The organism is Duganella sp. FT27W (assembly GCF_009295655.1).
GTDB lineage: Bacteria > Pseudomonadota > Gammaproteobacteria > Burkholderiales > Burkholderiaceae_D > Rugamonas > Rugamonas zoogloeoides.
The window spans coordinates 395,430-418,348 of sequence record NZ_WHIV01000005.1; the positions used below are offsets into that span (position 1 = coordinate 395,430).

Here is a 22,919-nt window from a genome sequence, read left to right on the forward strand (position 1 = left end):
TTTAACGCGATTAAACGCCCAGCAGTTCGACGTCGAAGATCAGGGTGGCATTCGGTGGAATCACGCCGCCGGCGCCGCGCGAACCGTAGCCCAGTTCCGCTGGAATGATCAGCTGGCGGGCGCCGCCGATTTTCATGCCTTGCACGCCTTCGTCCCAACCACGGATGACCATGCCCGCGCCCAGTGCGAACTCGAACGGATCGTTGCGGTCTTTGCTCGAATCGAACTTGGCGCCCTTGGTGCCGTCGTCGTTGCGCAGCCAGCCGGTGTAATGCACGGTAACGTTTTGACCGGCCTTGGCTTCAGCGCCGTCGCCAACCGTCAGTTCGATGAATTGCAGGCCGGAGTCGGTAGTGATGGTGGACATAGCTTTTCCTTCTATTGTTGGGAACAAGTCATCAATTGTAGCAGCAGCGACAAGGTGGCGTCGCTGTCGATGCCTTGGCCGGTGTCGCGCGCCAGCCCGCACGGCAGAATAATTGTGAACTTTACCCCTCGGCACAGCCGGGTTTGCACGTAAAATAAAGTCTTTGCTCCTACAAGCGATTTCTTCATGTTCAGCAGTTTCCGCCGCCATCTCCGCCATATCGTTGTTTCCAGCCTTTGCGCCGCCGCCTTCATCCAGGGCGCCCAGGCCAATGTCGTGGTGGTGCTCAACTCGCGCGATGCGACCGTGCAGTTGCTGGACCAGGCCACGTACCAGAGCTTGTCCACTTTCCCGGTCGGCAAGGAGCCGCACCACCTGATGGCCACGCCCGACAACAAGTCGCTGATCGTCGCCAGCTCGGTTGGCAACGAACTGATCTTCCTCGATCCCAAGTCGGGCCAGATCCAGCGCACCCTCAAGGACATCCTCGACCCGTACCAGATCGGCTTCTCGCCCGACCAGAAATGGTTCGTCTCGAACTCGCTGCGGCTGGACCGGGTGGATATCTACCGCTACAACGGCACCAACCTGACCCTGAACAAGCGCATTCCGCTGGCCAAGCTGCCAAGCCACATGGCGTTCGACACGGCCAGCACCACCGCCTTCATCACCCAGCAGGGCAGCGACCAGGTCAGCGCCATCGACCTGGCCAGCGGCGTGGTCAAGTGGACCATGTCGGTTGGCAAGCTGCCAGCCGGCATTGCCATGACACCGGACGACAAGTACCTGCTGGTGGGCATCATGGGCAGCGACTACGTGGAAGTGATCGACTGGAGAACCCAAAAGACGGTCAAGCGCATCAAGACCGGCATGGGCGCGCACAACTTCCGCTCGGCGGGCGACGGCCGCTACACGTATGTGTCGAACCGGGTGTCGAACTCGATTAACATCATCGACCAGAAGACGCTGGAAAACGTCGGCCAGATCAACGTGCCCGGCGGCCCGGACTGCATGGAAATCACCGACGACGGCAAGACCATGTGGGTGACGCTGCGCTGGATTAAAAAGGTGGCGGTGATCGACCTGAAAACCCGCAAGATCACCAAGCTGATCCCGGTAGGACGTTCGCCGCACGGCGTATTCTTCATCAATTCCGCCCAGCGCTGATGGACCATCGTATTGCCAGACCGGTGCGGGCGCTGCTGACCGCACTGGCTTTGCCGGCGCTGGCGGCAGCGCCTGCCACGCCGGCTGGCGTTTGCAAAGGCACCATTTATCTCACTTTCGACACCGGCAGCCAGTCGCAGGCCGAGCTGATCGCCGACACCCTCAAACGCCATCACATCAAGGCCACGTTCTTTCTCGCCAACGAGAAGACCGTGCGCGGCGATTATTCGCTCGACCCGTCGTGGTCGGGGTACTGGAAGGCGCGCGTGGCCGAGGGCCATGCATTCGGTTCGCATACGTTCGACCACGACGTGCTGGCCGGCGAAAAGGATGGCCAGTTCCGCGTCAAGCCCGGCTTCGGTGCGTCGGCCGGCAAACTCCGCAGCCTCACACCAGACCAGTATTGCGACGAAATCAAGCGCGTCGACCGCCGTTTCGTCGAACTGACGGGCGCGCACCTCGATCCGCTGTGGCGCGCACCGGCCGGGCGCACGTCGCCGCGCACGGTGGCTGCGGCCAAGGCGTGCGGCTATGCGCACGTGGGCTGGGCGCCGGCCGGCTTCTCGGGCGATGAGCTCTCGAGCACGGCTTATCCAAATCCGGTATTGTTGCAAAAATCCTTGCGCGACTTGCGCAGCGGCGACATTTTCGTGGCCCACATGGGCATCTGGTCGCGCAAGGAGGCGTGGGCGCCCGCCAACCTGGAGCTGTTGATTAGCGGCCTGGAGCAAAAAGGCTTTTGCTTTGCCACGCTGCGCGAACACCCTGACTATTCTTCACTTTTCAAACCGCGATGATGCAGACAATTTCCGACTGGTTCGGCACCGCCCAGGGGTGGTTGTTCGAAACAGTGATCCAGCCGCTGGTATTCCAGCTCGGCTTCGGCGAATACATCGAGGAAGCGTTCGAGGGCACCGAGTGGCTGATGATCGGCGTGCTCGAACTGACCTTGCTGTTCCTGGTGCTGCGGCCGATGGAGGCGCTGATCCCGGTGCACAAGTTCACCGACCCGCGCGCGCGCTGGAACGATTTTATCTATACCGTGTTGCACCGCATCGGCCTGTTCTCGGTGCTGATCTTCTTCACGCTCGACCCGCTGCTCGACTCGCTGGCCGGGCTGCTGCGCTTCGAGAGTTTCCAGCCGCTCAACCTGGAATCGCTGATCCCCAATATCAGCCCGCTGGGCGCCTTCCTCGTGTACTTCGTGGTGCTCGATTTCTTCGATTACTGGTACCACCGCGCCTCGCACCAGTTCAACTGGTGGTGGGCGCTGCACGGCCTGCACCACAGCCAGCAGAATATGAACCTGTGGAGCGACAACCGCAACCACCTGCTTGACGACTTCCTGCGCGACATTTACATGGGCGTGATTGCGCTGTGCATCGGCGTGGAGCCGTCGCAGTACGTGATGCTGGTGTCGGTTTCGCGCATCCTGCAAAGTTTGCAGCACGCCAATGTGCGCATCCATTTCGGCTGGCTCGGCGAACGGCTGCTGGTGTCGCCACGCTACCACCGCATGCACCACGCGATCGGCGTCGGCCACGAATCGAAAGGCGCCGGCACCCTGGGCGGCTGCAATTTCGCCGTGCTGCTGCCGGTGTGGGATATCATTTTCAGGACCGCCAACTTCACGCCGGAATTCGTCACCACCGGCATCCGCGACCAGCTGCCGCAAACCGCAGCGGACGGCACCGTCGTGCCCGGGCGCGAATACGGCAAGGGGTTCTGGTCGCAGCACTGGCTGGCGTTGAAGCGCCTGGTGGAATATGCACGAAAGGATGTGGTCTGATGAGGGCAGCTCGAAAAACCTACTACGCGTTGCATTGTCGGTCTGCGATGCTCGCTGTGCTCCAGCACAGCTGCGCTTCTCGACCAACACTGCTGCCGTTCGCGACGGTTTTTCGAGGTGCCCATGAGTAACGTGTTACGCGCCTGGGGGCGCGCTTTCCTGTCGCAATGGCACGGCAAGTTGCTGGCGATGAGCCTGGCGCCGTTCCTGCTGGCCGTGGGCGTGTGGGCGGTGTTGCTGTACTTCGGCCTGCAACCGCTGATCGACGCCATGCACGGACTGTTCGCGGAACATAACCTGTTCACCACCAGCACCAGCTGGCTGCGCTCGCTCGGGCTGGGCACGCTGACAGCCGTGGTGGTGCCGCTGATCTCGATGCTGCTGCTGTTGCCGCTGATGATCATGACCGCGCTGATTTTTATCGGGCTGATCGCCATGCCGGTGATATGCCGCCACGTGGGCCTGCGCCATTATCCGCAGCTCGAGCAGCGCCACGGCGGCAGCCTGATCGGCAGCGTGGGAACGGCCGTGGGCGGCATGCTGATATTTATCGGCCTGTGGCTGCTGACCTTGCCGTTGTACGTATTTCCGCCGCTGGCCGTGCTGGTGCAGGCGATGCTGTGGGGCTGGCTGACCTGCCGCGTAATGGTGTACGACGTGCTGGCCGACTACGCCAGCGCCGAGGAGCGGCGCGCCATCCTGGCCGAACACCGCTGGCGCTTGCTGGTGATCGGCATGGTGTCCGGCGCGGCCGGCGCCTTGCCCGGCGCGATCTGGCTCGGTGGCGTGATGGCGGTGGTATTCTTCCCGTTCCTGGCCGCTGCATCGATCTGGCTGTACGTGCTGGTATTTATCTTTACCGGGTTGTGGTTTGCCTACTATTGCATGGAAGCGCTGGCGCGCATGCGCGCCCGGCTTGTATCCGCGCCGGCAGTGGACGACCCCACCCCGATTGAACTCTGAGAAAGCGGGATCTTATGGCGATCGGACTTATCATCATCGGCGACGAAATCCTGTCCGGCAGGCGCGTCGATCAGCACTTTTCCAAGGTGGTGCAGTTGCTGGCCGCGCGTGGCCTGAAACTCGACTGGGCCGACATCCTCGGCGACGAGCCGGCGCGCATCGTCGCGACATTACAACGCACGTTTGCCACCGGCGACATCGTGTTCTGCTGCGGCGGCATCGGCGCCACGCCGGACGACCACACGCGCCAGGCTGCTGCCAACGCGCTGGGTTTGCCGCTGGTGCTGCACGAACAGGGCAAGCGCAACATCGAGCAGCGCATCCTGCAAATGGGAGAGGAGGCCGGCCAGCCGGCCGATTTGAATTCGCCGGAAAATCTGCACCGCCTGAAAATGGCCGAGTTTGCCGAAGGCGCGGACCTGATCCCCAACCCGTACAACAACATCGCCGGCTTCTCGCTGCACCAGCATTATTTTGTGCCGGGCTTCCCGGTCATGGCCTGGCCCATGATCGAATGGGTGTTAGACAACAAGTATGCCAACCTGTTCAACCGCGAACCGCACCTGGAACAGTCGGTGCTGGTGTACGAGGCCGCCGAGTCGTCGCTGACGCCGCTGATGGTGGCGCTCGAAGAACAGTATGCGCGCGTAAAAGTGTTCAGCCTGCCGAGCGTGGGCGACGCCACCACGCGCCGCCATATCGAGTTGGGCGTGAAGGGCGAACCGGCGCAGACGCTCGAAGCGTTCCAGCAATTGCGCGACGAGTTGACGCGCCTGGGCGTGGAGTTCGCGGCGCAGTAAAGCAAACGCTGCCCATGCAGCGGCGGATGTCTCTCCCTGGCGGCGTATCGGTGTTGTCGCCGTCGTTGTTTTTTTGCGAAAATGCGCACCGTAAAGCAATTATTCTGCGAACGCACCGGTCTGTACCGTCGCCTTGTGGTGCAATGGTGACTAGCAGTCTTTACTGAACAGCTGACCGGTTTGTCTCATATGTTAAGCAATCGTCGTTACCGCCGGCCCCTGGTGCGTGCAGCGCGCAAATTGCGCGCAGGCGCGGCAGTCCTGGGATTTCGACGCAAGCGTCACCTTCAAGTCGTTCCCCCCATGCCCATAGAAGATTCCGAAGCGCATCTCGCGCCGGCGCAGCCTGACGCGCCACCGTCCGAACCACCCAAGAAGAGCAAGCGCACGCGCAACGCCTTCATCCTCGTGCTGCTGGTCGGCGCCTCGTTTGCCTTGTACCTCGGCGTGCAGGAAAGCCGCACGTCCGCCATGCAGGCGCGCATTTTCACTGACCTGGCCGGCAAGATGACCTGGAAGGTGCAGCCGGGCCTGAGCAAGTCGATCCGGTTCCCGCACGACAGCCCGTACGACGAGCGGCTTGGCTACTCGAACCTGCCTGACTATATCGGCCGCCTGAGCGAGCGCGAATACAAGGTCGGCGCGCAGTCGCGCATGTCGCCCAAGATGCTGGAACTGGCCGAGCGCGGCATCTTCCCGGTGTACCACGAGAAAACCAAGACCGGCCTGACGATTTACGATTGCCGCGCCCAGCAGCTGTACGCCACCGCCTACCCGGAACGCATCTACGGCAAGTTCGAGCAGGCGCCGATGGCGCTGATCAGCTCCCTGCTGTACATCGAAAACCGCGAACTGCTCGACAATACCTACCCGAAACGCAACCCGGCCGTGGAATGGGACCGGCTGGCCAAGGCCGTGCTCGAGAAAAGCATGAGCGCGCTGGGCGCCGGCCACCGCGCCGCCGGCGGCAGCACGCTGGCCACGCAAATCGAAAAATACCGCCATTCGCCGGAAGGGCGCACCGGCTCGATGACCGACAAGCTGCAGCAGATGATCTCGGCCAGCCTGCGCTCGTACCAGGACGGCCCGGACACCACCCGTGCGCGCCGCCGCATCGTCATCGAGTACCTGAACACGGTGCCGCTGTCGGCCAAGCCCGGCTACGGCGAAGTCAACGGCGTCGGCGATGGCATGTGGGTGTGGTATGGCCGTGGTTTCGACGAGTTCAACCGCATCATGGCGCGCGACCTGGAAAAACCCGATGCCGATACCGCGCTGGTGTACAAGGAAGCGCTGAGCCTGATGATCGCGCAGCGCCGTCCCAGCTACTACCTCGGTGATGGCGCCGAAGACCTCGACCAGCTGGCCGATGCCCACCTGCGCATCCTGGCCAAGGACGGTGTGATCACGGCGGCCATGCGCGACATGGCCCTGAAACAAAAACTGCACCCGGCCAAGGGCAACGGCCTGCAAGCGGCGCCGCCGATGACGTTCGTCTCGCGCAAGGCCACCAACGCCATCCGCAACCACCTGGCCAACCTGCTGGGCGACAACCGGATGTACAACCTCGACCGCCTGGACCTGGACGTGACCAGCACGCTGGATGCGCAGGCGCAAACGGCCGTCACGCAAGTGCTGAACGACTTGCGCGACCCCGAGCGCGCCAAGGCTGCCGGCCTGACCGGCAAGGGCATGCTGGGCAATGGCGACCCGGCCAACGTGGTGTACAGCTTTACCTTGCTGGAAAAGGGCAAGGACACCAACTTCCTGCGCCTGCAAACCGACAACTACGACCAGCCGCTCGACATCAACGAAGGCGCCAAGCTCGACCTGGGTTCGACGGCCAAACTGCGCACACTGGTCAGCTATCTCGACATCATGGACCAGCTGCACAAGAAATACGCGGGCATGAGTGCGGGCGAGCTGGGCAAGGTGGTAGTCGATCCGCAGGACAAGCTGTCGCTGTGGGCGCTCGATTACTTCAAGGGCTTGCCGGTGGGCGGCGAGGCGCGGGCATTGACGCCCATGCTGCACGCGGCGATGGAGCGCAAGTATTCGGGCAACCCGGGCGAGGGCTTCTTCACCGGCGGCGGCCTGCATTACTTCGGCAACTTCTCCAAGGAAGACAACGGCAAAATCCTGACCGTGACCGAGGCGCTGCGCCGCTCGACCAACCTGGTGTTCGTGCGCCTGATGCGCGACGTCGCCAAGTTCTACATGTTCCAGACGCCGGGCTCGTCCGCCTCGTTGCTGGCCGACGCCGACGATCCGCGCCGCGCCCAGTACCTGGCGCGCTTTGCGGACAAGGAAGGCAAGGAGTTCCTGGCGCGCTTCTGGGCCAAGTACAAGGGCAAGCCGGTTTCCGAGTTCGACAACATCATGCTGGCCAACCTGCGCCGCACGCCGGTGCGCCTGGCCGTGATCCACCGCACCGTGTATCCGAAGGCGAGCCAGCAGGAGTTCGCGTCGTTCCTGCGCGCCAACCTGTCGTCGCAAAACGAGGTGTCGGACGAGAAGGTCGCCAAGCTGTACGACCAGTACGCCATCGACCAGTGGTCGCTGGCCGATCGCGGCTACCTGGCCAGCGTGCATCCGCTGGAACTGTGGATGGTGGCTTACCTGCACGCCAATCCGGGCGCAACCCTGACGCAAATGAACGCGGCCAGCGAGAAGGAACGCCAGGACGTGTACCAGTGGCTGCTGAAAACCAAGCGCAAGCACGCCCAGGATCGCCGCATCGCCGGCCTGCTGGAAGTCGAAGGTTTCATGGAAGTGCACAAGCAGTGGAAGAAGATGGGTTATCCGTTCGATTCGCTGGTGCCGTCGTACGCGACCACGCTGGGCGCCTCGGCCGACCGCCCGGCCGCGCTGGCCGAGCTGATGGGCATCATCGTCAACGGCGGCGTGCGCAAGACCAGTCAGCGCGTGACGACTTTGCACTTCGCCAAGAACACGCCGTATGACACCACCGTCACCCGCGCCAAGCCAGTCAATAACGAGCAGGTGCTGGCGCCGGAAGTGGCGCAGGTGGTGGCCGAAGCGATCCGGGGCGTGGTGTCGGACGGTACCGCCAAGCGCGCGCGGGGGGCATTCACGACCTCGGACGGCACCCTGCTGCCGGTGGGCGGCAAGACCGGGACCGGCGACCAGCGTTTCGACGTGTATGGCGGCGGCGGACGCCTGATCGAGTCGCGCTATGTGAACCGGTCGGCGACGTTCGTGTTCAATATCGGCGAGCGCTTCTTTGGCAGCATGACCGCGTATGTGCACGGGCCGGAGTCGAAAAACTACGACTTCACCAGCGCGCTGCCGGTGCAATTGCTGGTGGTGCTGGCGCCGCACCTGATGCCGTTGATCGATCCGCACCCGGTCGTCAAGCCGGCGGTGGTACCGCCGGTGGTGCCGGGCACGGCGCCGGAAGTGGCGGCCACCCAGCCCAAACCGGTGGCGGCAGCGCCACTGCGGGCCTGCGGTGGCTGATGTTGCGCCACCACATGTCCAAAATCCTCAAGTTCACGCAGTTCTCCTTGCGTGACTTGTTCGCGTCCACCTTGCCCACAGTGCTGCTGATCGTCGGCGTGTGCCTGCTCGCTTACTGGCTGGTCGATCCGGCGCCGCCGCGCACGGTGCGGCTCGGTACCGGCCAGGAAAACAGCGCCTACGAGGAATTCGGCAAGAAATACGCGGCCATGCTGGCCAAGCACGGCGTCACGGTCACGCTGGTGCCGTCGGCCGGGTCCGGAGAGAATTTGCACAACCTGCGCGACGGCAAGGTCGATATCGCCTTCGTGCAAAGCGGCAGCACCAATGAAGAAACGGCCGACCGCGAGGAGCTGACCTCGCTGGGCAGCCTGTTCGTCGAACCGCTGTGGCTGTTCCTGCGCGAACCGAAAGATAAAAAACCGATCACCCAGCTGAGCCAGCTGCGCGGCATGAAGATCAATTTCGGCCCCAAGGGCGCCGGCGCGCCGCGCCTGCTGCACCAGGTACTGGAATTGAACGGCCTGGAAACGGGCGACGTCCAGCGCCTCTCGCTGGCCAACACGCCAGCCGTGGTGGAGTTGCTGGAAGGGCGCATCGACGGCCTGGTCTTTACTTCCGCGCCGGAAGCGCCGCTGATCCAGATGCTGCTGCAAACGCCGGGCATCCAGTTGTTCGACTTTACCCAGGCCGAGGCTTATGCGCGCAAGCTGCCGTTCCTCACGCATGTGACGCTGCCGCAGGGCATCGTCGATCTCGGTCGCGACATTCCGGCACGCGAGTACAGCCTGATCGCGCCGACCGCCACGCTGGTGGCGCGCGAGGATATGCATCCGGCGCTGATCGACCTGTTCGTGCAGGGCGCCAGCAGCATCCACAACGGCGCCGGCTGGTTCCAGCAGCAGGGGCAGTTCCCGTCGGCCAAGTACACCGAGATTCCGGTCGATGCCGAGGCGGCCAAGTTCTACAAGAACGGGCCGCCGCTGCTGCAACGGTATATGCCGTTCTGGGCCGCCAACTTCCTCGACCGCATGTGGGTGGTGATGCTGGCGCTGAGCGCGCTGATCCTGCCGCTATCGAAGATCGTGCCGCCGCTGTACGTGTGGCGCATCCGTTCGCGCGTGTACAAGTGGTATGGACAGCTGCGCACGGTGGAGCAGAAGGTGGAAGAAGCGCCGGAAGGGGCGCGCATGCAGGTGTACGAAGAGCAGCTGCGGCGCCTGGACGAGATCGAGGAGCTGGTCAACCAGATCTCGATCCCGCTGTCGTTTGCCGACGGCCTGTATGGCTTGCGCTCCCACATACAGTTCGTGCGCAAGCGGATCCAGTTCCTGATGGCGGAAGGGGCGGAGGCGGTTCCTGTTTAATTAAGCCCCGGTCCATGGCAGACCGGCTTTGCACCACCCGTTCAAGTTCTTGCGATGGGTATGCTCATCCTTCTCGCCCTCGAACCCTTCCAGGATATCGAAGCAGTGCTGGTAGCCATGCTCGGATGCCAATTTGGCTGCACCACGCGAGCGCACGCCGGAGCGGCACAGGAACAGCAACACCTGGTCCTTGCGCGCCACCGAGTTCAATTGCTCGATAAATTCGTGGTTGGCATTGCCACCCGGGTAAGTTGTCCACTGCACCGCACCATGTTGGGCCTCGGGGATTTTCACACGGCCCACCCAGTCGCGCTCCGCGTTGGTGCGCACGTCCACCAGCTTGACGGCATTGTCGAGCCCCAGCAGCTCGAACGCTTCCTCGGGCGTGACCGCGCCAGCGTAGGCCCAGTCCTTGTTGCGGCCGCGCGCCGTCGCCAGAATCTCATCAATTTTGCTCATGTCATGTTCCAGTAGGGGTTTCAGATTATTATAAGCGTCCTGTGTGGCCGAAGACGGTGCGCACCAAAACGAGGCATTTTCACGAGAAATTCCAAAATTGCACAAATTCAGTGCGGTTTTCTGAAAATGCACCGCGATGGTGCTGCCTTGATCGTCATCAAATTTGAGCTGTGCCATCGTGCGCCCAATTTTGGACGCACTTGGCGGCAAGTTCAAGGACGCTATCAACATAACCTTATGAGATTGTTATGCAATCGCAGGGGCGAATCGGCTGGCATGGATACTGCTTAGTGTAGGTGCACCAGTTCCGCAAATTATCTTAGGAGAGACGCATGGCAATGACAGCCGCAGAAGTTCTGAAAATGGTCCAGGAAAACGAAGTGAAATTCGTTGATTTCCGTTTCGCTGATACCCGTGGTAAAGAACAGCACGTTACCGTGCCAGTGTCGCACTTCGACATCGACAAGTTCGAATCGGGTCACGCATTCGACGGTTCCTCGATCGCCGGCTGGAAGGGTATTGAAGCATCGGACATGATCCTGATGCCTGATCCAAACACCGCGAACATCGATCCCTTCATGGAAGAGACCACGCTGTTCATGCAATGCGACGTGATCGAGCCTGCCGACGGCAAAGGCTACGACCGCGACCCACGCTCCATCGCCAAGCGCGCTGAAGCCTACCTGAAATCGTCGGGCCTGGGCGATACCGCCTACTTCGGTCCCGAGCCAGAATTCTTCATCTTCGACAGCGTCCGCTGGAAAATCGACATGTCGGGTTGCTTCGTCAAGATCGACTCCGACGAAGCGTCGTGGACCACCGGCGAAAAAATCGAAGGTGGCAACAGCGGCCATCGTCCAACCGTCAAGGGCGGCTACTTCCCGGTTCCTCCAGTGGACAGCTTCCAGGACATGCGTTCGGAAATGTGCCTGATCCTCGAATCGCTGGGCATCCCGGTCGAAGTGCACCACCACGAAGTGGCTGGCGCTGGCCAGAACGAAATCGGCACCAAGTTCTCGACCCTGGTCGAGCGCGCCGACTGGACCCAGAACCTGAAATACGTGGTCTGGAACGTGGCCCACAGCTACGGCAAAACCGCGACCTTCATGCCAAAACCTATCGTTGGCGACAACGGTTCGGGCATGCACGTGCACCAGTCGATCTGGAAAGACGGCGTCAACCTGTTCGCTGGCGACGGCTATGCCGGCCTGTCCGATACCGCGCTGTTCTACATCGGCGGCATCATCAAGCACGCCAAGGCACTGAACGCGATCACCAATCCAGGCACCAACTCGTACAAGCGCCTGGTGCCAGGTTTCGAAGCGCCGGTCAAGCTGGCGTACTCGGCTAAAAACCGCTCGGCATCGATCCGTATCCCGCACGTGGCCAATCCAAAAGGCCGTCGTATCGAGACCCGTTTCCCGGATCCACTGGCCAACGTGTACCTGTGCTTTGCCGCGCTGCTGATGGCTGGCCTGGACGGTATCCAGAACAAGATCCACCCGGGCGAAGCAGCGTCGAAAGACCTGTACCACCTGCCGCCAGAAGAAGACGCACTGATCCCGACCGTGTGCGCTTCGCTGGAAGAAGCACTGGAAAACCTGGACAAGGACCGCGAATTCCTGACCCGTGGCGGCGTGTTCTCCGACTCGATGATCGATGCCTACATCGAACTGAAAATGCAGGACGTTCAGCGCATGCGCATGACGACCCACCCTGCAGAGTTCGACATGTACTACTCGCTGTAATTGCAGTCTGCCAGGCGCCGGCCGGTCCGGCGCCAGTCATAAAAACGCGGGGAAGGCGAAGGCTTTCCCCGCGTTTTTGTTTGGGGTGTTGTATAGTCGCGTGGACCCACCCATCCACGGAATGACGAATGATTTTGAGTTTGCAACGCGGCGCGTTGGCTTGCATGCTGGCGCTGGTGAGCGCGACGGCTGCCGCCCAGGGCGTGATCTACAAGTGCACGCCGCCAGGCGGCAGCGTCGAGTACACGGATATCAAGCGCGGCAACTACTGCACGGCGATGGACTTGCCGGGCACGGTGATCGCCGCGCCGCCACGGCGGGCTGCGCCGGCGCGGTCGCCCACGCCGGCGGGGCAGCCCGCAGCTGTTGCCACGGCGCCCGCAGCGTTTCCGCGCGTGGACAATGCCGAGCAGCGCGCGCGCGATGCCGACCGCCGCGCCATCCTCGAAGACGAGCTCAAAAGCGAGCAGCAAAAACTGGCCGAGTTGCGCCTTGAATACAACAACGGCACGCCCGAACGGCGCGGCGACGAGCGCAACTATGCCAAGTACCAGGAACGCACGGCCACGCTGCGCGACAGCGTGGGCCGCGCCGAAAAAAACGTCGAAGCCCTGAAACGTGAAATCGCCAATATCCGCTAACCTGCTTTTCCCATGAGTCCCCGATGAGCCCTGTCAACGCACTGAATCACCCTGCACGCCCGGCCATGCTGGCCGGCCTGGAATTGCTGGCCTCCGCGGTCGTCATGCTCGATGCCGACGGCCATATCGCCTACGCCAACGCGGCGGCGGAAAATCTGCTGGCCAGTTCGCTTAAAGCTTTATCGCGCCAAAAGCTCAGCGCCCAGTTCATCAATCCCGACGAGCTCGACCACATCTGCGCCCAGGCGCGCGAACACAAGTTCTCCGACCTGCGCCAGGATCTCACGCTCGAGCGCGCGGGCCGCGATCCGCTGCACGTGCACAGCATCGTCTCGGCGCTCGACGAACCGGCCGGCCACATCCTGATCGAGCTGCGCGAGCACTTGCAGCATTTAAAACTCGACCGCGAGGAACGCATCCTCGACCAGAGCCAGGTGAACAAGGAACTGATCCGCAACCTGGCGCACGAAATCAAGAACCCGCTCGGCGGCATCCGTGGCGCCGCGCAGCTGCTGGAGATGGAACTGCCGGCGCTGCACGCGGTGCAACTGCGCGAATACACGCAGGTGATCATCAAGGAAGCGGACCGCCTGCAAACGCTGGTGGACCGCCTGCTGGCGCCGCACCGCCGTCCGCACATCGTGGGCGACGTCAACATCCACGAAGTGCTCGAACGCGTGCGCAGCTTGATGCTGGCCGAGTTCCCGTCCGGTCTGACGATTTTGCGCGATTACGACGCGTCGATTCCCGAGTTCCGGGGCGACAAGGAGCAGCTGATCCAGACCGTTCTGAACATCGCCCATAACGCCGCGCAAGCGCTGGCCGCGCAGATGGAAGAGGGGACAGCTCAGATTATTTTGAAGACCCGGGTGGCGCGCCAGGTGACGCTGGCCAAGGTACGGTACGGGCTGGCATTAGACTTGCATATCATCGACAATGGGCCGGGCATCGCACCCCAGATCCGTGACCGTATTTTCTACCCGCTGGTGTCGGGCAGGGAAGGCGGCAGCGGATTGGGACTGACATTGGCGCAAACCTTCGTGCAACAGCACATGGGCGTGATCGAATGCGACAGCCGGCCTGGATACACGGATTTCCGCATCCTGCTGCCATTGCCATAAGTGTTGGCAGACAGGTGCGACTTCCCTCGATAGACGATCCACGCGGGAAATACACAACACATGAAGCCAATCTGGATAGTAGACGACGACGAATCGATCCGCTGGGTACTGGAAAAAGCGCTGGCCCGGGAGAACCTGGCCACGAAGAGTTTTGCCAATGCGCGCGATGCCATCGCCGCGCTCGAAGTCGAGACGCCGCAAGTGCTGGTGTCCGACATCCGCATGCCGGGCGATTCCGGCCTCGACCTGCTGCAACTGGTGAAGTCACGCTTCCCCGGCCTGCCGGTCATCATCATCACGGCGTTTTCCGACCTCGATTCGGCAGTGGCGGCCTTCCAGGGCGGCGCCTTCGAATACCTGGCCAAGCCGTTCGACATCGACAAGGCCGTCGAACTGATACGCCGTGCGCTCGACGAGAGCCTGCGCGAGACCAGTGTCGAATCGGGCCCGGCGGAAACCCCGGAGATCCTCGGCCAGGCGCCGGCGATGCAGGAAGTCTTCCGCGCCATCGGCCGCCTGTCGCAATCGAATGTCACGGTACTCATCACCGGTGAATCGGGTTCCGGTAAAGAACTGGTGGCGCGCGCGCTGCACAAGCACAGCCCACGGGCGGCGCAACCGTTCATCGCCCTGAACACGGCGGCGATCCCGAAAGACTTGCTGGAATCCGAATTGTTCGGCCATGAACGCGGCGCCTTTACCGGCGCCCAGACCACCCGGCGCGGCCGCTTCGAGCAGGCCGAGAACGGCACCCTGTTTTTGGATGAGATCGGCGACATGCCGTTCGACCTGCAAACCCGCTTGCTGCGCGTACTGTCCGACGGCCATTTCTACCGCGTCGGCGGCCACCAGCCGATCAAGGCCAATGTGCGCGTCATTACCGCCACCCACCAGAACCTCGAACAGCGCGTGCGCGAAGGCCTGTTCCGCGAAGACTTGTACCACCGCCTCAACGTGATCCGCCTGCGCCTGCCCAGTTTGAGGGAACGGCGCGAAGACATCCCCATTTTGGTGCGCCACTTCCTGGTGCAGAGCGCCAAGCAGCTGGGCGTGGAAGCAAAACGCATGAGCGATGCCGCGTTGACCTTCCTGTGCGGCCTGGAGTTGCCGGGCAATGTGCGCCAGCTGGAAAACCTGTGCAACTGGATCACCGTGATGGCGCCGGGCCAGACCGTCGAGGTCAAGGACTTGCCGCTGGAGCTGACACAGGAGCAGCCGGCCGCCGGCGGCAGCGGCGGACAGTCGTCGCTGACGGAAGGCTATAGCGCGGTCCAGCACCACGGCACCGTGATGCCGATCGCCACGCACGACGCGCCGGCGTCGGCCCAGGCCTCGGCTGCGCCGGCCACGCCGGAAGCCTGGTTGAATCTGCTGGAAATGCAGGCTGCGTCCATGCTCAGCGGTGGTCAGCAGGAAGTGATGGCGGTACTGGGGCGGCAGTTCGAGTCGGCCCTGATCCGCACAGCGCTCAAGCACACCCACGGCCGCAAGAACGACGCGGCGGTACGCCTGGGCATCGGCCGCAACACCATCACCCGCAAGATCGCCGAACTGGGCATCGACGGCGCCAAGGACGACTGACGCCACATTCATTGCCGGCAGTACCGTTGTACAAGTTTCAGGTAAGCTCTTGGCTGCAAAGCCAGGGGCTTTATTTTTTTATGGAATGTGTATGCTGCTTAATTGTGTCGCCTACGAGGATGGGCAAAAACTGGCCGATATCCCGGTCGAAGAAATCAGTGATTACATGGAGAAGCCCGAGACCTTCGTCTGGGTGGCGCTGCACGAGGCTACCCCTGAAGAACTCACGACCATGCAGCATGAATTCGGCCTGCACGAACTGGCGGTGGAAGACGCCAGCCGCGGCCACCAGCGCCCCAAGATCGAGGAATACGGCGACTCGTTGTTCGTGGTGGTAAAAACCGTCGAATGCCGCGATGGCGACGTGGTGCTGGGCGAGGTCGATATTTTCGTCGGCCAGAACTACGTGCTGTCCTCGCGCGACGGCCAGAGTACCAAGGGTTTCTTGGGCGTGCGGGCGCGCGCCGAGCGCGAGCCGCACATGTTGCGCAAGGGCCCGGCCTTCGTGCTGTATGCGCTGATGGATGCGATTGTCGACCGTTATTTCCCGGTGCTGGAAATGCTGGAGACCGAGCTGGAAAAGATCGAAGAACTGATCTTCAGCCAGGGCAAGCAGCGCGACAACATCGAGCGCCTGTATGAACTCAAGGGAAAAGTGACCACCGTGCGCCACGCCGTGGTGCCGATGATGGAAGCGGTAGGGCGCCTGTACGGCGGCCGCGTGCCATCGATGTGCCTGGACACCCAGGATTATTTCCGCGACGTCCACGACCACCTGCACCGCATCAGCGCCGCGCTCGACACCATCCGCGACACCATCGCCACCGCGATCCAGGTCAACCTGTCGATGACGGCAATCGAAGAGAGCGAAGTGAACAAGCGCCTGGCGGCGTGGGCGGCGATTTTCGCCATCGTTACCGCGTTTGCCGGTGTGTGGGGGATGAATTTCAAGTTCATGCCCGAGCTGGAGTGGAAGTATGGTTATCCGATGGCGCTGTCCATCATGATTTTCGTGTGCTGGATATTGCACCGACGGTTCAAGCGGGCAGGGTGGTTGTAACCGCTGTCTCAATAAAAAAATCCCCGGGTCGCAAAACCCGGGGATTTTTTTCAACTATCTAACTGATTAGAAGTTGTAGGTACCGCGTGCGTAGAACGTACGGCCCATCGGATCGGCGTAGCGCGGATCGTAGCCAGCCTGGAAGGTGCCCGACTGGTACGACAGCGGTGGATCGCGGTCGAAGATGTTGCGCACACCGGCGGTCAGGGTCAGGCCCTTGAGCACTTGCCACGAACCGTAGCCGTCGAAGGTGGTGTACGACGGCACGTGATTCACGCCGAAGTCTTCGGTGATCTGGTCCTGATAGCCCGATTTGTAGCGGGCGGTCAGGCCGGCGCCGAACTTGTCCTTGCTCCAGGCCATGTTCAGCGTGTTCTGCCAGCGGAAGATCACACCGTCGCCAGAGAATGCGCCGAGCCTGTTGTTGAAGTTGCCGCCGATGAAGTTCTGGTACTCGTACTTGTGTACCCAGGTGCTGTTCATCGCAAAGGTGAAGTTACCGTAAGCGCTGGTGCGCAGGCGGTAGTTCGCTGCCAGGTCCAGGCCGTTGGTGTTGACGTCGCCCAGGTTCAGGTTGTGCAGGTCGATGTAGCCGCAGGTGGCCGGGTTAGGGCACTGCGAACCGTCGGTCGACAGGTTGCCCTGCGAATTACGGTGGTACACCGAAGCGAACGTGACCGGATCGCCCAGCACGTCGAAGTCTTTCAGCGTATCGATCTGCTGCGACAGGCGAATGTTCCAGTAGTCAACGCTCAGGGTCAGGTTGTTGACCGGCTCGAACACCACACCTACGGTACCGGTTTTCGAACGCTCAGGGCTCAGGTTACGGTTACCACCGTTGAGGACCTGGAACTGCTGCTTGCAGTTCGCTGCTGCCGACTTGCCTGGAATATTGGTACCACCAGGGCAGTTGATCGGATCGTTGAGCGTGTTCGCCGAGTTGGTGTACGCGTCCTGTGCGTACAGCTCATACAGCGACGGTGCACGGAAGCCCTTCGAGTAAGAACCACGGAACAGCAGGGCCTTGGTTGGCTGGAAGCGGAAGCCGAACTTCGGATTGGTAGTGTGGCCGAAGTCGCTGTACTTGTCGTAGCGTACGGCCGCGGTCACGTCCAGGGTTTTGAGCAGCGGCACGTTCAGTTCCGAGAAGAACGCGGTCACAGTGCGCTTGCCGGCGCTGAAGCCATTCGGATCGATACCGGTCGATGCCACCACTTTTTCAGCGTAAGGGGTGTTGACCTTGCTGCTGAACTCCTGGTGTTCGTACTGGGCGCCCAACGCCAGGGCAGACTGGTTGCCGGTCTTGAACCAGTCGCCGACTTCGCGGCTGGCCTTGAAGTCGGCGCCCTTGTTGATGCCTTTGGCGTTCTGGATGGTGCCGGCCAGGGTGGCGCTGTTGAGCAGTGCGGTGCCAGCGGCGTCCTGGTCGCCGAAGACGTTGATCACGCCGTCGAGTACACCTTGCGAGACGATGCCGCCATCGCTGTAGCCGGTCTGGTTTTGCTTGACCTTGTTTTCGTTGTAGGTCAGCGCGGTCTGGTAATCCCAGCCAGCGACCACGCCAGCGAGCGAGATCACTGCACGTTGTTGCTTGTTGATGCTTTCTTCGGAGCGCGGACCATGGAACAGGTCGCGCCACTTGGCATGCACGAAGCCTGGGTTCACGCCTGCGGTGGCATCGCCGTCGCTGTCGGTGTAGGTTGGGCTCAGGCCCAGTGCATCGGCGGTGGCGCCATTGCCCGGGTAGTACGGGTTCAGCGTGCCATTCGGACGTAGGCGGTTGATGTACAGGCCGCCGAACGGTACCGGTGCGATCTTGGTGGCGATCTTGCTTTCGGTGGACAGCACTTCCACGCCCAACTCATGGTTCTCGTTGATCTTCAGGGTACCCTTGATCAGGCCGGTGGTGCGCTTCGACTTTGGGACGTAGTCCACGAACGATGACGTGGTCATCAGGCAGCCGCCCGAGCCGTCAGGGATCAGGAAGGTGCCGGTGGTGCAGTTCGGACCGGCCGGATTGGCGCTGTCGTCACCCTGGTAGTAGTTGGCCGGGCTGGTCGAGCCGGACAGGCCGCCTGCATAGCGCTTGTTGTAGTCGCGGTTGGTGCCGCTCAGGGCGTGCTGTTCCTGGTGGTCCACCATCGCGAAGATGTTGTAGCCGTCGTTGTTCAGGTCGCCAAAGCCGAAGCCGAAGTTGGCGTTGTTGGACGAACCGCCGCCGTGCTGGCTCGAGTCCGCGCCCACCGTGACGGTGCCGCCACGGTAATCTTTTTTGGTGATGAAGTTGATCACGCCACCAACCGCGTCGGAACCGTACAGCGACGAGGCGCCATCACGCAGGACTTCGACGCGTTCGATGGCCGCGAAGGGGATCATGTTCAGGTCGGGTGCCGAGCTGTCGAAGGCGTTGTTGGCTAGGCGACGACCGTTCAGCAGGACCAAGGTCTTGTTGGCGCCAATACCGCGCAGGTCGGCAAACGATGCACCGCCGGTGCTGGAACCGACCGACTGGCTCGTGCCCTGGCTCGACTGCGATACGCTCAGGTTGGCCATGACCTGTTCGACGGTCGTGATGCCTTCCTTCTTGAGGTCGTCCATGCGCAGCACGGTGACTGGCACAGCGGTTTCCGCATCGATACGCTTGATGGCCGAACCGGTGATTTCCACGCGCTGAACCGGCGCATCCGCCTGCTGTGCCAAGGCTGGTTGGGCCAATACCAATGCGGCGCTGCCAGCAAACACCAAGCGCAGCGAACGCGCCATTACTTTTTCCATGATCATTGTTACAACTCCCGAAAGCTAGCTTTTATCTGAATAAACGTCTTATCCTGAATAATTTATAAGTAAATTACTCAGGGCGCTTATGAGACCATTCGCCTCCGGAGGGGTCAATGCACACACTGTAACAACATTGAAATAAACAACACTTTTGGCACTAATTACAAAAAAAACCGATTAATTTACACAAAAAAACATTTATTTTGAAAATTTATAGCTAATCCGTGGTAGCAACGAATGATCAGTGATCGACAGGGGATGTGATGAGCAACAATGGCGGGCCCGAACAGGGACTGTATGGCGCCGAAGGCGGTCGCGTGCTGACGGAAGCCGCACTGCGCGCGATCACCGCGTCCACGGCGCGCGCACGCGGCGACGACTTCCTGCGCCTGATGGTGCGCGACCTGGCGCGCGCGCTTGACGTCCATTACGTGATCGCCGGCCGCGTGTCGGCTCTGGCCGACGGTGCGGAAGGCATCCGCACCCTGGCCGTGTGGGGCGGCGACGATTACCTGCCCAATATGGAATACAGCCTGCGCAACACGCCGTGCCAGGACGTGACCGACCAGAGCATGTGCTTCCATGCCAGCGGCATCCAGGCCGATTATCCGCACGACACGCTGCTGGTGGACATGGGCGCCGACAGCTATATCGGCATGCCGATGATCGATACCGAAGGCTTTACGCTGGGCATCCTGTCGGCCATCGATACCCGGCCGATGTCCGAGGACAAGCGCCTGCTGGCGCTGTCGCTGCTGTCGATCTTTGCCACCCGCTGCGCGGCCGAGTTGCAGCACCAGGAGCGCGAGCAATTACTCGAACAAAAGGTCAGGCAGCGCACCGACGCCCTGCTGGCGGCGCAAGCGATTCTGGTCGAGCAGGAAAAGATGGCGGCGCTGGGCGCGCTGGTGGCCGGGGTGGCGCACGAGGTCAATACGCCGATTGGCGTGGCAGTTACCGCGTCGTCCAGCCTGAGCAGTTATGCCGACGAGTTGGTGCGGTGTGTGACCAGCGAACGGGTCACCCGTTCGGCGCTGGTGGCCACCGCCGAGCGCCTGCGCGACGCCGCCCAGCTGATTGAGCGTAACTTGGCGCGCGCTGCCGACCTGATCGGCAATTTCAAGCAACTGGCGGTGGACCAGGGCAGCGATCACGTGGTGGAATTCGATGTGCGTGAGCATGCACTGGGGCTGGTGTCGGCGCATGGACCCGCCTTGCGCAAGGTCGGCATCGAGGCAGAGGTCATGGTGCCGGCAGGGTTGTGCTTGCGACTCGATGCCGGGCGCTGGTCGCAGGTGCTGTCGAACTTGCTGATGAATTCGGTCAAGCACGGCTACCCCGATGGCGGGCCCGGCAAGATCGAGCTGCACGGCGACATGGTGCTGGAGCACGGTGTGCGGTGGTTGCTGCTGGAGTTTGCCGACAACGGCGCCGGACTCACGCGCGAGGTGCGCGAGCGCCTGTTCGAGCCGTTTTTTACGACCAAGCGCGGGCAGGGCGGCTCAGGCCTGGGCATGCATATCGTTTATACCATCATGCACCAGATGGGCGGTCACGTGGCCGTGGCCACCGAGGGGCCCGGCTGCCGCATCAAGCTGCGGCTGCCGGTACGTGACCAGGAGCACGTGACCCGTCAGGCGCTCTGAGCCTTGGCCTGCGCGGCCGCCATCGACAGCGCCACCGCCTCCGCCACCTTGATGCCATCGACGCCAGCCGACAGGATGCCGCCCGCGTAACCGGCGCCTTCGCCGGCCGGGAACAGGCCTGCCGTGTTGAGGCTTTGCAGGGTGTCGTCGCGGCGCTTGATGCGGATCGGCGACGACGTGCGCGTCTCCAGGCCGGTCAGTACCGCGTCGTGGCGGAAATAGCCTTTCAACTGCTTGTCGAATGCGGGGAACGCTTCGCGCAGGGCCGTGACCGCGTACTCGGGCAGGATCTGCGCCAGGTCGGTGAGGTGCACCGCCGGCTTGTACGACGGCGTTACGCTGCCGAACTCGGTCGAGGCGCGGCCGGCCACGAAGTCGCCCATCAGCTGGCCCGGCGCGTCATACGTGCCGCCACCGAGCTCGAAGGCCTTTTCTTCGAGCCGGCGCTGGAATTCCATCCCGGCCAGCGGATGGCCCGGGTAGTCCACCTCGGGCGAAATGCTGACCACAATGGCGCTGTTGGCGTTTCGCTCGTTGCGCGAGTATTGGCTCATGCCGTTGGTGACCAACCGGCCCGGCTCGGACGCGGCTGCGACCACCGTACCGCCCGGGCACATGCAGAAGCTGTACACGGCGCGGCCATTCGACGCGTGGTGCACCAGCTTGTAGTCGGCCGCACCGAGGATCGGGTGGCCGGCGTTGGGGCCGAAGCGGCAGGTATCGATCAGCGATTGCGGGTGTTCGACCCGGAAGCCGATCGAAAACGGTTTCGCTTCTATATAGACACCACGGTCGTACAGCATCTGGAAGGTGTCGCGTGCGCTGTGGCCGATCGCCAGCACCACGTGATCGGTGACGATCTTCTCGCCGCTTTCCAGCATCACGGCGCGCACCTGGCGGCCATTGGCTGTTTCTTCGATATCGATGTCGGTGACCTTGCTGTCGAAGCGGTATTCGCCGCCCAGCGCCTCGATATTCTCGCGCATCGATTCCACCATCTTGACCAGGCGGAAGGTGCCGATGTGCGGCTTGCTCACATAGACGATTTCCTCGGGCGCGCCGGCCTTGACGAACTCGGTGAGCACCTTGCGGCCGTAATGCTTGGGATCCTTGATCTGGCTGTACAGCTTGCCGTCCGAGAAGGTGCCGGCGCCGCCTTCGCCGAACTGCACGTTCGACTCGGGGTTGAGCTTGCGCTGGCGCCAGAATCCGAAGGTGTCCACGGTACGCTCGCGTACGACCTTGCCGCGCTCGAGAATGATGGGACGCAAGCCCATTTGCGCCAGCAGCAGTGCCGTCAGCAGACCGCACGGGCCGATGCCGATCACTACCGGGCGCTGGAAGTCCGGGTGGGCGGCCAGTTGCGCGCCGTCGGCCACAAACTTGTACGCCATGTCAGGCGAGGGCATCAGGTGGATGTCGTGGCGGTCATGGCGGATGCGCTGGAGCACGGCCGCTTCATTACGCACGTCGATATCTAGCGAGTAAATCAGCACGATCGCCGATTTTTTACGGGCATCGTAACTGCGTTTGAATACGGTAAAACCGAGCAGGTCGTCGGCGCCGATATCAAGGCGCGCCAGGATGGCCGCAGACAGCTCGGCTTCGGCATGGTTCAGGGGGAGTTTGACTTCGTTGAGACGCAGCATGAGGAATTCCTGTCGGGGCGCTGTTTAGGCGCCATGGATGGTAGGCAAGGCGGCGCGCTATTCACGCTGCGTTACCAGGCAAGGCCGCCATTTTACCAAAATTGCTTAGCGCTTCCCATCCCTGGCATGGTAACAACAACGGCAGCGCAAATGCGTGGAACGAATAAAAAGCACTGCCCAGCATCAGTGTTATAAAACAAGCGCTCGGTGGAGCGCGTGTGATTCACCCGGCGATTCGCCAGCGTGACAAGGTCTGACACGCACAGTTAAAAATTGTAAATAGACAACTTTTAACTGTGGTTA

General features: G+C 62.0%; 17 protein-coding genes. 13 read left to right on the plus strand and 4 right to left on the minus strand.

Translation table 11 applies throughout. From position 1 onward, the window contains the following. Positions 1-10: 10 nt before the first annotated feature. Positions 11-367 carry an FKBP-type peptidyl-prolyl cis-trans isomerase gene (locus tag F8197_RS23790; RefSeq protein WP_019921571.1) on the minus strand — a complete coding sequence of 119 codons (357 nt, stop codon included), beginning with the start codon at positions 365-367 and terminating at the stop codon, positions 11-13. Positions 368-553: 186 nt separating this feature from the next. Here F8197_RS23790 and F8197_RS23795 point away from each other — a divergent pair, with 186 nt between their 5' ends. The 7 genes from F8197_RS23795 (at position 554) to F8197_RS23825 (ending at position 9,933) form a co-directional block, all read left to right on the plus strand. Next, complete coding sequence (locus tag F8197_RS23795) at positions 554-1,534, plus strand: cytochrome D1 domain-containing protein (protein WP_152884060.1); 981 nt, start codon at positions 554-556, stop codon at positions 1,532-1,534. Next, on the plus strand, positions 1,534-2,331 hold the full coding sequence (locus F8197_RS23800) for a polysaccharide deacetylase family protein (protein WP_152884062.1): 798 nt from the start codon (positions 1,534-1,536) through the stop codon (positions 2,329-2,331). The genes F8197_RS23795 and F8197_RS23800 overlap by 1 nt, the downstream gene beginning before the upstream one ends. Next, positions 2,328-3,323 (plus strand): sterol desaturase family protein, encoded by a 996-nt coding sequence (locus F8197_RS23805; protein ID WP_152884064.1) that lies wholly within the window; start codon positions 2,328-2,330, stop codon positions 3,321-3,323. The genes F8197_RS23800 and F8197_RS23805 overlap by 4 nt, the downstream gene beginning before the upstream one ends. A 123-nt stretch (positions 3,324-3,446) precedes the next feature. Continuing rightward, positions 3,447-4,286 (plus strand): EI24 domain-containing protein, encoded by an 840-nt coding sequence (locus tag F8197_RS23810; protein WP_152884066.1) that lies wholly within the window; start codon positions 3,447-3,449, stop codon positions 4,284-4,286. A gap of 14 nt (positions 4,287-4,300) precedes the next feature. Next, positions 4,301-5,086, plus strand: a complete 786-nt coding sequence (locus F8197_RS23815) for a molybdopterin-binding protein (protein WP_152884068.1) — start codon at positions 4,301-4,303, stop codon at positions 5,084-5,086. A gap of 303 nt (positions 5,087-5,389) precedes the next feature. Next, positions 5,390-8,566 carry a transglycosylase domain-containing protein gene (locus F8197_RS23820; protein ID WP_152884070.1) on the plus strand — a complete coding sequence of 1,059 codons (3,177 nt, stop codon included), beginning with the start codon at positions 5,390-5,392 and terminating at the stop codon, positions 8,564-8,566. A 14-nt stretch (positions 8,567-8,580) separates the two neighbouring features. Beyond that, a complete protein-coding gene (locus F8197_RS23825; protein WP_152884072.1) occupies positions 8,581-9,933 on the plus strand; it encodes a TAXI family TRAP transporter solute-binding subunit in 1,353 nt (450 codons plus the stop codon). Here the strand turns inward: F8197_RS23825 and F8197_RS23830 are convergent, their stop codons facing one another. Continuing rightward, positions 9,934-10,392, minus strand: a complete 459-nt coding sequence (locus F8197_RS23830) for a rhodanese-like domain-containing protein (protein ID WP_152884074.1) — start codon at positions 10,390-10,392, stop codon at positions 9,934-9,936. Positions 10,393-10,724: 332 nt separating this feature from the next. On the opposite strand from F8197_RS23830, the gene glnA reads away from it, so the two are divergent. From glnA to corA, 5 genes are all read left to right on the plus strand, one after another. Next, positions 10,725-12,140 carry a type I glutamate--ammonia ligase gene (gene glnA, locus F8197_RS23835; RefSeq protein ID WP_019921580.1) on the plus strand — a complete coding sequence of 472 codons (1,416 nt, stop codon included), beginning with the start codon at positions 10,725-10,727 and terminating at the stop codon, positions 12,138-12,140. 128 nt (positions 12,141-12,268) lie between these two features. Next, positions 12,269-12,781, plus strand: coding sequence for a DUF4124 domain-containing protein (locus tag F8197_RS23840; protein WP_152884076.1), 513 nt, complete (start codon positions 12,269-12,271; stop codon positions 12,779-12,781). A gap of 23 nt (positions 12,782-12,804) precedes the next feature. After that, positions 12,805-13,902 carry a nitrogen regulation protein NR(II) gene (glnL, locus tag F8197_RS23845; RefSeq protein ID WP_152884078.1) on the plus strand — a complete coding sequence of 366 codons (1,098 nt, stop codon included), beginning with the start codon at positions 12,805-12,807 and terminating at the stop codon, positions 13,900-13,902. 60 nt (positions 13,903-13,962) lie between these two features. After that, complete coding sequence (gene ntrC / locus F8197_RS23850) at positions 13,963-15,483, plus strand: nitrogen regulation protein NR(I) (RefSeq protein ID WP_152884080.1); 1,521 nt, start codon at positions 13,963-13,965, stop codon at positions 15,481-15,483. Between the two features lie 91 nt (positions 15,484-15,574). Then, positions 15,575-16,543, plus strand: a complete 969-nt coding sequence (corA, locus tag F8197_RS23855; RefSeq protein ID WP_056137498.1) for a magnesium/cobalt transporter CorA — start codon at positions 15,575-15,577, stop codon at positions 16,541-16,543. Positions 16,544-16,609: 66 nt separating this feature from the next. Here the strand turns inward: corA and F8197_RS23860 are convergent, their stop codons facing one another. Continuing rightward, a complete protein-coding gene (locus tag F8197_RS23860) occupies positions 16,610-19,318 on the minus strand; it encodes a TonB-dependent siderophore receptor (RefSeq protein ID WP_193333552.1) in 2,709 nt (902 codons plus the stop codon). A 266-nt stretch (positions 19,319-19,584) separates the two neighbouring features. On the opposite strand from F8197_RS23860, the gene F8197_RS23865 reads away from it, so the two are divergent. After that, the gene (locus tag F8197_RS23865; protein ID WP_152884084.1) at positions 19,585-20,967 is read left to right on the plus strand and encodes a sensor histidine kinase; all 1,383 of its coding nucleotides are present in this window, start codon (positions 19,585-19,587) and stop codon (positions 20,965-20,967) included. Here F8197_RS23865 and F8197_RS23870 read toward each other — a convergent pair. Beyond that, positions 20,955-22,616 carry an NAD(P)/FAD-dependent oxidoreductase gene (locus tag F8197_RS23870; protein ID WP_152884085.1) on the minus strand — a complete coding sequence of 554 codons (1,662 nt, stop codon included), beginning with the start codon at positions 22,614-22,616 and terminating at the stop codon, positions 20,955-20,957. The genes F8197_RS23865 and F8197_RS23870 overlap by 13 nt on opposite strands. Between the last annotated feature and the right edge of the window lie 303 nt (positions 22,617-22,919).

What these genes read in the sequence shown, in the direction of transcription:
- glnL (WP_152884078.1), top strand. Translation starts at nt 12,805, where the DNA reads ATGAGCCCTGTCAACGCACTGAATCACCCTGCACGCCCGGCCATGCTG.
- glnA (WP_019921580.1), top strand. Translation starts at nt 10,725, where the DNA reads ATGGCAATGACAGCCGCAGAAGTTCTGAAAATGGTCCAGGAAAACGAA.
- F8197_RS23795 (WP_152884060.1), top strand. Translation starts at nt 554, where the DNA reads ATGTTCAGCAGTTTCCGCCGCCATCTCCGCCATATCGTTGTTTCCAGC.
- F8197_RS23830 (WP_152884074.1), bottom strand. Translation starts at nt 10,392, where the DNA reads ATGAGCAAAATTGATGAGATTCTGGCGACGGCGCGCGGCCGCAACAAG.
- F8197_RS23800 (WP_152884062.1), top strand. Translation starts at nt 1,534, where the DNA reads ATGGACCATCGTATTGCCAGACCGGTGCGGGCGCTGCTGACCGCACTG.
- F8197_RS23865 (WP_152884084.1), top strand. Translation starts at nt 19,585, where the DNA reads ATGAGCAACAATGGCGGGCCCGAACAGGGACTGTATGGCGCCGAAGGC.
- F8197_RS23860 (WP_193333552.1), bottom strand. Translation starts at nt 19,318, where the DNA reads ATGGAAAAAGTAATGGCGCGTTCGCTGCGCTTGGTGTTTGCTGGCAGC.
- F8197_RS23870 (WP_152884085.1), bottom strand. Translation starts at nt 22,616, where the DNA reads ATGCTGCGTCTCAACGAAGTCAAACTCCCCCTGAACCATGCCGAAGCC.
- F8197_RS23825 (WP_152884072.1), top strand. Translation starts at nt 8,581, where the DNA reads ATGTCCAAAATCCTCAAGTTCACGCAGTTCTCCTTGCGTGACTTGTTC.
- F8197_RS23805 (WP_152884064.1), top strand. Translation starts at nt 2,328, where the DNA reads ATGATGCAGACAATTTCCGACTGGTTCGGCACCGCCCAGGGGTGGTTG.
- corA (WP_056137498.1), top strand. Translation starts at nt 15,575, where the DNA reads ATGCTGCTTAATTGTGTCGCCTACGAGGATGGGCAAAAACTGGCCGAT.
- F8197_RS23790 (WP_019921571.1), bottom strand. Translation starts at nt 367, where the DNA reads ATGTCCACCATCACTACCGACTCCGGCCTGCAATTCATCGAACTGACG.
- F8197_RS23815 (WP_152884068.1), top strand. Translation starts at nt 4,301, where the DNA reads ATGGCGATCGGACTTATCATCATCGGCGACGAAATCCTGTCCGGCAGG.
- ntrC (WP_152884080.1), top strand. Translation starts at nt 13,963, where the DNA reads ATGAAGCCAATCTGGATAGTAGACGACGACGAATCGATCCGCTGGGTA.
- F8197_RS23840 (WP_152884076.1), top strand. Translation starts at nt 12,269, where the DNA reads ATGATTTTGAGTTTGCAACGCGGCGCGTTGGCTTGCATGCTGGCGCTG.
- F8197_RS23810 (WP_152884066.1), top strand. Translation starts at nt 3,447, where the DNA reads ATGAGTAACGTGTTACGCGCCTGGGGGCGCGCTTTCCTGTCGCAATGG.
- F8197_RS23820 (WP_152884070.1), top strand. Translation starts at nt 5,390, where the DNA reads ATGCCCATAGAAGATTCCGAAGCGCATCTCGCGCCGGCGCAGCCTGAC.